Genomic DNA, 1,144 nt, shown 5'->3' on the forward strand with positions numbered 1-1,144 from the left:
ATGTATAAAAATGATTCATGGAAACCTGACAGAGAGTTGTCAGGTTTTGCTTCTTATACTGTTAGTAAACCAAGAAGGAGTGATAAAAATGACTATTACCTTTTGCCAAAGCTGTAGCATGCCGCTTCATGAAGAAGTGCTAGGTACAGAGAAAGACAATAGCAAATCACAGGAATATTGCTCATACTGCTATGATCAGGGAGCGTTTACTGCTCCAGACTGCACAATGGAACAAATGATAGAAATATGCATTCCTCACATGGCAAGAGATGGAATGAGTGAGCAACAGGCCCGTACCATGTTAACAGGACTATTCCCTCAATTAAAACGTTGGGCACAGGAAAATCACACAGCTAGTCCCCAGCAACCCCTTGAGGAGCCTAGACTCGTTCGTCTTGAAGAGTTCACGATTGCGGGAATCTCTGCCCGTACAACCAATGCTCGTGAGCTCTCTGGAAGTGGTGTCATCAGTGGGCTGTGGAATCGGTATTTCTCTGAAAATATAGCGAAACAGATTGCTCAGCATAGTCTATCCCAGAAGATCTATAGTGTATATGCAGAGTACGAGAATGGAGCCATTGGGGAATATACCAGTTTAATTGGGAATAGAATAGCGGACAAGTCGGCGATTGCTAGTCCAAGCATCACCACAATCACGCTACCTGCCGCTCAATATGCTGTCTTTACTTCCAGACGCGGTGCTTTATCTGAGGTTGTCGCAGAGGCTTGGCAATTCATCTGGGCGTGGTCTATGAATAGTGAGCTTTCCCGCACCTTCACAGGCGATTTTGAACACTACGATGAGCGAGCGAGCAATCCGAATGACGCCATTGTTGAAATATATGTAGCAGTTGAGGCTCCTAGCCAATAAAAGCTCAAGCAGACACGTGAGTAGCTTTCCTTCTCATTCGTGCCTGCTTTTTTACTTTGGTCTCATTCTGCCTCCTTTCGAATAATGCCGTGACTGGTTCCGATTAATACTTCTTTCCCTGCTTGATTGTAATAGACAAACGATAACGCTACCTTGTCAAAACCCTCCATGGGTGTAACCTCTTTAATTGTTACCTCACAGGTGATCGTATCCCCCGTAAACACCGGACGCAAAAATTCGTTGTTAAACTCCCTCGCAATGTAATGGAGATCG

General features: G+C 44.8%; 2 protein-coding genes. One reads left to right on the forward strand and one right to left on the reverse strand.

The genetic code is table 11. The features are described 5' to 3' along the window. Nucleotides 1-88 precede the first annotated feature (88 nt). Entirely contained in the window at nucleotides 89-871 is a 783-nt protein-coding gene (locus tag AYJ08_RS06080; RefSeq protein WP_064016983.1) for a zinc ribbon domain-containing protein, read from the forward strand. A 62-nt stretch (nucleotides 872-933) separates the two neighbouring features. Here the strand turns inward: AYJ08_RS06080 and AYJ08_RS06085 are convergent. Next, on the reverse strand, nucleotides 934-1,144 hold a 211-nt coding region (locus AYJ08_RS06085; protein ID WP_369799666.1), incomplete at its 5' end, for a MaoC family dehydratase.

Origin of the sequence: Brevibacillus sp. SKDU10, from assembly GCF_001645205.1 — a bacterium.
In the GTDB taxonomy this organism is placed as follows: domain Bacteria; phylum Bacillota; class Bacilli; order Brevibacillales; family Brevibacillaceae; genus Brevibacillus_B; species Brevibacillus_B halotolerans.